General features: G+C 67.9%; 5 protein-coding genes. 2 read left to right on the top strand and 3 right to left on the bottom strand.

Annotated features, from left to right (window positions below):
- Positions 1-35: 35 nt before the first annotated feature.
- Complete coding sequence (locus AAG816_RS27365; protein ID WP_341992884.1) at positions 36-737, bottom strand: glutathione binding-like protein; 702 nt, start codon at positions 735-737, stop codon at positions 36-38.
- Positions 738-1,007: 270 nt separating this feature from the next.
- On the opposite strand from AAG816_RS27365, the gene ybaK reads away from it, so the two are divergent.
- Positions 1,008-1,481: a Cys-tRNA(Pro) deacylase gene (gene ybaK / locus AAG816_RS27360; RefSeq protein ID WP_341992883.1), complete on the top strand. Its 474-nt coding sequence runs from the start codon at positions 1,008-1,010 to the stop codon at positions 1,479-1,481.
- Between the two features lie 46 nt (positions 1,482-1,527).
- Here the strand turns inward: ybaK and AAG816_RS27355 are convergent, their stop codons facing one another.
- Entirely contained in the window at positions 1,528-2,145 is a 618-nt protein-coding gene (locus AAG816_RS27355) for a TetR/AcrR family transcriptional regulator (RefSeq protein WP_341992882.1), read from the bottom strand.
- A 172-nt stretch (positions 2,146-2,317) separates the two neighbouring features.
- Here AAG816_RS27355 and AAG816_RS27350 point away from each other — a divergent pair, with 172 nt between their 5' ends.
- Entirely contained in the window at positions 2,318-3,595 is a 1,278-nt protein-coding gene (locus AAG816_RS27350) for an MFS transporter (protein ID WP_341992881.1), read from the top strand.
- A gap of 3 nt (positions 3,596-3,598) precedes the next feature.
- Here the strand turns inward: AAG816_RS27350 and tehA are convergent, their stop codons facing one another.
- The gene (tehA, locus tag AAG816_RS27345; protein WP_341992880.1) at positions 3,599-4,612 is read right to left on the bottom strand and encodes a dicarboxylate transporter/tellurite-resistance protein TehA; all 1,014 of its coding nucleotides are present in this window, start codon (positions 4,610-4,612) and stop codon (positions 3,599-3,601) included.
- Positions 4,613-5,222 lie beyond the last annotated feature (610 nt).

Genomic DNA, 5,222 nt, shown 5'->3' with positions numbered 1-5,222 from the left:
GGCGCCCCCAAGCGGGCGCCGGCACTGCTGGGGCCTCAGGCTTTCTGTGTCGCGGCGGTCTGGCCGAACAGCACGGCGCGGCTCGCCTCGTTCACCGTCGGCGTGGTGCTCACCGCCTTGCCCTTCTCATAGGCGATGACCGTGGCCGGCCGGGCGCCGATGGCGGTGAACCAGCGCTTCACATTGGCGAAGTCGTCCAGATTTTGCTGCTGACGCTCGTGCGGCACGATCCAGGGATAGGCCGCCATGTCGGCGATGGAATAGTCCGTGCCGCCGATGAAATCGCGCCCCTCAAGGCGACGGTCCAGCACGCCATAGAGGCGGTTGGTTTCCTTCACATAGCGCTCGATGGCGTAGGGAATCTTCTCCGGCGCATATTGGCTGAAGTGGTGGTTCTGCCCGGCCATGGGGCCAAGGCCGCCCATCTGCCAGAACAGCCATTCCAGCACCGTGGTGCGCCCGCGCAGGTCGGTGGGCAGGAATTTTCCGGTCTTCTCCGCCAGATAGAGCAGGATCGCGCCCGATTCGAACACGGAGATCGGCGCACCGCCGCCGATTGGATCATGATCCACGATGGCGGGCATGCGGTTGTTGGGCGCGATCTTCAGGAAGTCGGGCTTGAACTGCTCGCCGGTGCTGATGTTCACCGGCTTGATCTCGTAGGCCAAGCCCGCCTCTTCCAGGAACAGCGTGATCTTGTGGCCGTTGGGGGTGGGCCAGTAATGCAGGTCGATCATTCTCGTCTCCCTTTCTCCCGGCCGGCGACGCCGTTCGGTCGCCGGGGAGGGCGCGGCGTGTCCGCGCGAAGTGGCGGCAGATTGGCTTATTCGCGGCCATCGCGAAACAGCGCCCGCTGCATGGATGATCATGTCTTCGTGCAATGACGGCGCGGCCCGCCGCGCCCCCGCTTGACGCCGGGCCGGGCGCGCGCCCAAACAGGCGTGCCGCTGCGATCGGCCCCTGGGTCCGCCGCATCGGTCGTATGTCACCCCAGCCCCGTCCGGCCCATGTCCAAGACCACCCGCGCCACGCTTGCCTTGCAGAAGGCCGGGGTCGCGTTCCGCACCCTCACCTATACCTATGACCCGTCTGCCGAGCGCATCGGCCTCCAGGCGGCGGAGGCCATCGGCGCCGATCCGCGCCGGGTGCTCAAGACGCTGATGGCGCAGGTGGACGGCAAGCCGGTGTGCGTGGTGGTGCCCTCCGACCGGGAGGTGAGCATGAAGAAGCTGGCGGCAGCCTTTGGCGGCAAGGCGGCGCAGATGATGCGCCCGGCGGAGGCGGAGCGGCTCACCGGCTATGTGGTGGGCGGTATCAGCCCGTTCGGCCAGAAGCGCGCCGTGCCCACCGCCATGGAAGAGACCGCCCTCGCGGAAGAGACCGTGTTCCTCAATGGCGGCCAGCGCGGGCTCCAGGTGGAAGTGGCACCAAAGGAAGCCTGCGCGGCCCTGAATGCCAGGGTCGCGGCGCTGGTGGCGTGAGGGTGCGGCAGCGCTGACGCCGGCGTCGCCCGGCGACGATGCCGGGTCAGGACCGGCTTGGCGGATCGCCCGACGGAGGGGCGGGTGCGTCAGCCAGGGCGATGAGATCGCTACGCACCTGTTCCAGCAAGGCATCGGCGGCGGCCGGATCGGACCCGGCCACCGCGCGAGCCAGGCTCAGCGCGCCGACCAGGGTACACAGGAGCGTGGTGGCGCGGTCGTGCCGGGCCTGGGCATCGGCCTGCGGCAGCATGGCCGCCATGGCGGCGATATAATCCGCCACGCCCTCGGCAAAGCGGGCCTGCACCTGCGCATCCTGGCGCACGATGTCGCTGGAGAAGGCCGCCATGGGGCAGCGCGGCGCCGTGCCGGTGACATGTGCGGGGGAGAGATAGGCGCCGATATACGCCTTGATGCCGCCGCCGCCGCTGCGCGCCCGCGCCGCCATCCGCTCCAGGCTCTCCGCGAAGGAGAGGGCGCAGGCTTCCGCCGCCAGCGCATCCTTCGAGGCAAAGTGCCCATAGAAGCCGCCGTGGGTGAGCCCCGCCGCGCGGGTGATGTCGGCGATGCCCACCCCGTCAAAGCCCTTGGCGCGAAACAGCTGCTCGGCCGCAGCGACGATAGCGGTGCGGTTCTGGTTGGCCTTTTCGCGGGTCACTTTCATCGGGGCCTCCCTGCGTCGGGCAAGGCGACGCACAACGCCCCACGCCACCGCTTGACAGTTTTCATGATGAGCGTCATTTAAGTCGCAATGATGATCGACATCATCATAAGAGCCGTCATCGCGCAATATGCCCCGGCCCGGCTTCGGCCCGGTTGCCTGAAAGGCCTCCGCCATGGTCTCCCGTCTTCTCGCCGCGGCGCTGGCCCGCCGCCACATCCACTATGGCTGGGTGGTGGTGGCGGTCACCTTTCTCATCATGCTGATCTCCGCCGGTGCGGTCGGCGCACCCGGCGTGCTGATGCTCCCGCTGCAGCGCGAGTTCGGCTGGTCGACGGCGGACATCTCCTCCGCCCTGGCGGTGCGGCTGCTGCTGTTCGGCCTGATGGGCCCGTTCGCCGCCGCGCTCATCAATCGCTTCGGCGTCCGCCGCATGATCCTCACCTCCTTGTCGCTGGTGGCCGGGGGGCTGGCGCTATCCCTGCTGATGACGCAGATCTGGCAGCTGATCGTGCTGTGGGGCGTGGTGGTGGGGCTGGGGACCGGCATGACCGCCCTGGTGCTGGGCGCCACCGTGGCCACCCGCTGGTTCTCCACCCGCCGCGGCCTGGTGATCGGCCTGCTCACCGCCAGCTCCGCCACCGGGCAATTGGTATTCATGCCGCTGCTGGCGGCCATCTCCGGCCAGTGGGGCTGGCGCTGGGCCCTGGCCCTGTTGTGCATCCTGATGGCGCTTGCCGCCGTGGCCGCTTTGGCGCTGATGCGCGATCGCCCGTCCGACCTTGATCTGGCGCCATTCGGCGACACCGGGCCGAATCTGACCCCGCCGCCCCCCGCTGGCTCGGTGGTGGGCGCGTCCCTGGATGCGCTGCGCATGGCGGCCCGCACCCGGGTGTTCTGGGTTCTGTTCGCCACTTTCTTCATCTGCGGCGCCAGCACCAACGGGCTGATCCAGACCCATCTGATCTCGCTCTGCGCCGATTTCGGCATACCGGAGGTCAATGCCGCCGGCATGCTGGCGGTGATCGGCATCTTCGATTTCTTCGGCACCATCGCGTCGGGCTGGCTGTCGGACCGCTATGACAATCGCTGGCTGCTGTTCTGGTATTACGGCCTGCGCGGGCTCTCGCTGCTCTATCTGCCGTTCTCCGACTTCACCTTCTATGGGCTGTCCATCTTCGCGGTGTTCTACGGCCTGGACTGGATCGCCACCGTTCCGCCCACGGTGCGCATGACGGCGGAGCGCTTCGGCCGGGAGAAGGCCAATCTGGTGTTCGGCTGGGTCTTCGCCGGCCATCAGATGGGCGCCGCCACCGCGGCGTTCGGGGCGGGCATGACCCGCAGCCTGCTGCAGAGCTATCTGCCGGCCTTCTTCTTCGCCGGCGTGCTCTGCATCATCGCCGCGGTGCTGGTGCCGACGCTCGCCCGCAAGGCGCCGGCACCGGTGCGCTGATCGTCAGCGCCCGGCGGCGGCGGGGCGCGGAAACAGCCGCCCCTGCACCAGCAGCCGCAGCGTGAGCAGCGCGATCCAGGCGATGGCCACATTGGCGATGACGAACAGGCATGGCGCCAGCAAGGCCACTGCGCCCGTCTCCCCGCGGCCGATCATCCGCAGCGGCGCGGTGGCCAAAGCCGTCAGGCCGAAGGTGAAGCCCCAATAGGAGGCGGTGAAGGGGTGTTCGGCGATCCAGGGCAGCATGCGCAGCAGCAGCAGGCCCTGCAGCAGCCCATAGCCGAGAAAGGCGTGGGCGAGGACGTCCGGCGGGCCTTGGGTCACCGCCAGATAGGTCACCAGGCCCACGGTGGGCGGCGCCAACTGGATGCCCAGCGAGGGGCGCAGCAGCGGATCAAGCGTGGGCGCCGTGTAAAGCCGCACCATCAGCACCGATTCGATCGCCAGCCAGGAGAAGAACCCGGCGCCGAACGCCAGCTGGCCCCAATCCGCATGGCCCAGGGCGCCGAGGCAGGTGGCGGTCACGAACGACCCCGCCACGGTCGGCAGATACATCACCGGCGTGGTGGTGCTGTGCTCCCGCCCGCCCCGCCACAGCAGGCCGGTGCGCCAGAGGCCGAACAGCGCGGTGAACACCGTGCCCAGCGTCACCAGGACCACCGCCAGTGACCGGGAATAGGGCAGGGCGCCCAGCGCGATCAGCATGGTGGCGACGCCGATCAGCCCGACAAAGCAGCATTGAATGGGATGATCCAGCTCGCTGCGCGCCTCTTGCTGCGCCGTGATCCATTTGCCGGCGTAAGCGACGAGCAGTGCCAGCCATATCAACGTTGCCGCCAGCATCAGGGCCTCGCCCACCATCGCCGGTAGCCCCCAGACCTTATGGGCTTCGCGCCAGGCCCCGCCCAGTCCGCCGAGGCCGAGCACGATGCCGAAGAACGACGCCGGCACCCGCGGCAGGCGGTGCAGCGCGGAGACAGGGGAGGAGGGGGCGGAGACGTGGGGCGGGGGTGCCATGCGATAGCCTCGAAGAGCGCGCTGGGGCGGCGGAGCGCCCGCGGAGGACTTATTGTAGAGCGCCGATGGCGGTCTTGAACATGGACCCCGCTGGTTTGCACCCATGGCTCTCTGCAATCGGCCGGCGGGAGGGAGAGGCGGGAACCGATGGGCGGCGGGGCTGTTGTCCCCGCGAACCCGCCCCGATGTCCGCGAAGGTCCATGATTTGGGCCGCGCGCCAGGGAGTGCGAAAAAATCTCCTAGTCCACTGTAATATACATCGAAAATTCGGCTGATGCGTCCTGTGGGTCTGAGCGTTGGCCCGACCTGGACGAAGCGCCGGACCTAAAAAATGCGCTGCGGCACATTTTTCTTATTCTGCCCGGGGATAGCCGCGAAGCGTGGCCGTTGCAGGCTTTGCAAGCTGCACGACAGGCTGTTCTGTCAGGGATGAAATCGGCCGTCTTGTGGAGCACCGGCGGTTTTCACACAGGGTCTTGCGGGCGTCGCAATCCTGATGGAGTATGCGGTTGTGGGTTCTTTTCGCCTTCGCTGTCCACAGCGCGGGTCGAGCTTTCGTCACTCGATTTTCGGGTGTTGACAGGAAAAAGGGCGCCCCCTATAAACCGC

It is taken from the genome of Azorhizobium sp. AG788, assembly GCF_943371865.1.
In the GTDB taxonomy this organism is placed as follows: Bacteria; Pseudomonadota; Alphaproteobacteria; order Rhizobiales; family Xanthobacteraceae; genus Azorhizobium.
Note: the sequence above shows the minus strand (reverse complement) of the source record. Positions and strands in the feature narration are given on the sequence as shown.